The 2,647-nt window shown below is 50.5% G+C and carries 3 protein-coding genes; all 3 read left to right on the plus strand.

From position 1 onward, the window contains the following. Positions 1 to 647 (plus strand): ATP-binding protein (locus tag Q7V48_04385; GenBank protein MDO9209973.1); only part of this gene is annotated, 647 nt, incomplete at its 5' end. Beyond that, on the plus strand, positions 644 to 2,026 hold the full coding sequence (locus Q7V48_04390) for a sigma-54 dependent transcriptional regulator (protein MDO9209974.1): 1,383 nt from the start codon (positions 644 to 646) through the stop codon (positions 2,024 to 2,026). The genes Q7V48_04385 and Q7V48_04390, both read left to right, overlap by 4 nt. Before the next feature lie 266 nt (positions 2,027 to 2,292). After that, a partial coding sequence (locus Q7V48_04395) for an AAA family ATPase (protein MDO9209975.1) occupies positions 2,293 to 2,647 on the plus strand: 355 nt, incomplete at its 3' end.

The following is a 2,647-nucleotide window of genomic DNA, read 5'->3' on the forward strand; positions in this document are numbered from 1 at the left end:
CTCATGAAATTCGTAACCCGTTAAACGCCATCGGCATGGCCATCCAACGTTTGCAAAGGGAGTTCGCTCCCGAACATCCGGAACCACAGGGGGAATATTATCGATTCACGGATATCCTCCGCGGGGAAGTAAAGCGGGTAAACGAGATCGTCGAGCAATTTCTCTTCTTCGCGCGACCCGCACGTTTAGAACTGCAGGAGGTTCAAGTGGAAGACATTTTAAGAGATATACTCCTCCTTTGCCGGGAAAGTGCCGAGCAGCAGAAAATCATCCTCCAGGAAGAAATCGAACCAAACTTACCGGTTCTTCGGTTAGACCGCCAGCGCATGCAAGAAGCTTTTTGGAACTTAGTCAACAACGCCCTCCAGGCCATGCCCGATGGGGGGCGACTAACCCTTGCTGCCAAGTTACAAGCCGGGAAGGAAATTATCATTGAGATTTCCGACACGGGGCAGGGGATCCCAGAGGAAAACATCCGCAGGATATTCGAATATTATTTTACCACCAAAGAAAAGGGGATAGGACTGGGCATACCTCTGGCCCACAAAATCATCCAGGAGCATGGGGGGACAATCCGGGCGCAAAGCGAGGTAGGCAGGGGAAGCACTTTTCGGATATCCTTGCCCGTGCCGAGGGGGAAGGGATGAGCGGAGCCTCAAAATTTCAGATTCTGATCGTCGATGATGAAAAAGTCCAACGAGAGATGCTCGAAGGCTTCTTAGTAAAGCAAGGGTACGGGGCCATTGCCGCGGAAGACGGCCAAAGAGCCCTGGAAAAATTTAAGAGCGGGACTTTCGACCTGGTCCTCACCGATTACCGCATGCCCGCCATGGAAGGAATTCAGCTACTGAAAGAAATCAAGCGTTTAAATCCGGAGGCAGTGGTGGTGATCATGACGGCCTACGGAACCGTGGGGACCGCTGTTACGGCCATGAAAGAAGGCGCTTATGATTATTTAACCAAACCCATTGACCTGGATGAACTCCTTCTTCTGATTCAAAGGGTGGAAAGAGAGATAGGATTAGGGCAGGAAAACCGTGAACTGAAAGAGCAGTTGCGAGAAAAATTTAAGGTGGATTTCATCGTTTCCACCAGCCGGCAAATGGGAGAAGCCCTTAATCTGGTGGGAAGGGTGGCCCAAAGTCAGGCTACCGTCTTAATCCTGGGAGAAAGCGGGACGGGAAAGGAACTCATCGCCCGGGCCATCCATTATTCCAGCCTGCGGGCAGATAAGCCCCTGGTCAAAGTCAACTGTGCCGCCTTGCCTGAAAACCTTCTGGAAAGCGAGCTCTTCGGCCACGAAAAAGGAGCCTTCACGGGAGCCGTGGCCCGCAGGATCGGCCGGTTTGAGCAAGCTGACCATGGGTCGATCTTTCTGGATGAGATCGGAGACCTTTCTCCCTCTTTGCAGATGAAGCTCCTGCGTGTCCTCCAGGAGAAAGAGTTCGAACGCCTGGGAAGCAACCAGACCATTAAGAGTGATATGCGGGTAATCGCGGCCACCAACCACAACCTGGAGGAGGCCATTCAAAAAGGGGCATTCCGCGAAGACCTGTATTACCGGCTCAACGTGGTGACCATATCTTTGCCGCCGCTGCGGGAGAGGAAAGAGGACATTCCACCGCTGGTAGAGCATTTCTTAAGGAAATACAACCAGGAAAATAAAAAAAATGTGACCTCCTTATCCAAAGAAGTCCGCGATTTACTCATGAATTATCACTATCCGGGAAACGTGCGGGAGTTGGAAAATATCATTGAGCGGGCTGTGGTTTTATGTCGCGGGGAAATCTTAACTGTCCAGGATTTGCCTTTAAACCTGCGCGAGAGCAAGGTGGAGGCGGCTTTGGAACGCGCCCGGGAGAGCCGGAATCTTCCGTCGGCTTTGGAGGAAATCGAACGCCAGATGATCGCGAATGCTCTGGAGAAAAGCAGCGGGGTGCAGACGAAAGCAGCCGCGGAACTCGGCATCAGCGAACGGGTCCTGCGCTATAAAATAAAAAAATATAAGATTGCAGAGAAGGAATAACCATAAAGGGTCCTAAGATGTTGTAAAATGGGAATAAATATTTTAAAATAACCTTCCGAAATTAAAGGAATCTCTCTTGATTGTTTAGATATTTTTAACAAGTCCGAACAATATCTTTTCTTTATGGAAGCCTCGGGTTTATATAAAACCCTTACCTGCCAGCCACGGGCGGAGGAGGCGTCCATTCCCATCCTTTCCCAAGACTGGCAGCGAAAGAATGATTTTAAAAATTCCGTGTCACCTTTACGAACGAAGGTTCTCCGCAAATGATAAACATCTGGCCGATTGGGGGGGGCAAAGGGGGTTCGGGCAAGAGCTTCCTGGCGGGGAATCTCGGCATCTGGCTTGCCAAACAGGGGAATAAAACCCTCTTGATTGATGCCGATTTCGGGGCAGCCAATCTCCACACGATGATCGGTATCCCTTATCAGCATAAAGGCCTTTCGGAATTTTTAAACAAGCAGGTCCGAACTCTGGCGGAAACGGTCATCGAAACCAGGATTCCTAACCATTTTCTAATCAGCGGGGCCGGGAATAACCTGGACACGGCCAATATGGCCTACGAACAGAAAATGAAGGTTTTTCGGGCCATCTCCAAGCTTGCTTACGACTTCACCCTGC

The organism is Deltaproteobacteria bacterium, from assembly GCA_030654105.1.
Lineage (GTDB): Bacteria > Desulfobacterota > SM23-61 > SM23-61 > SM23-61 > JAHJQK01.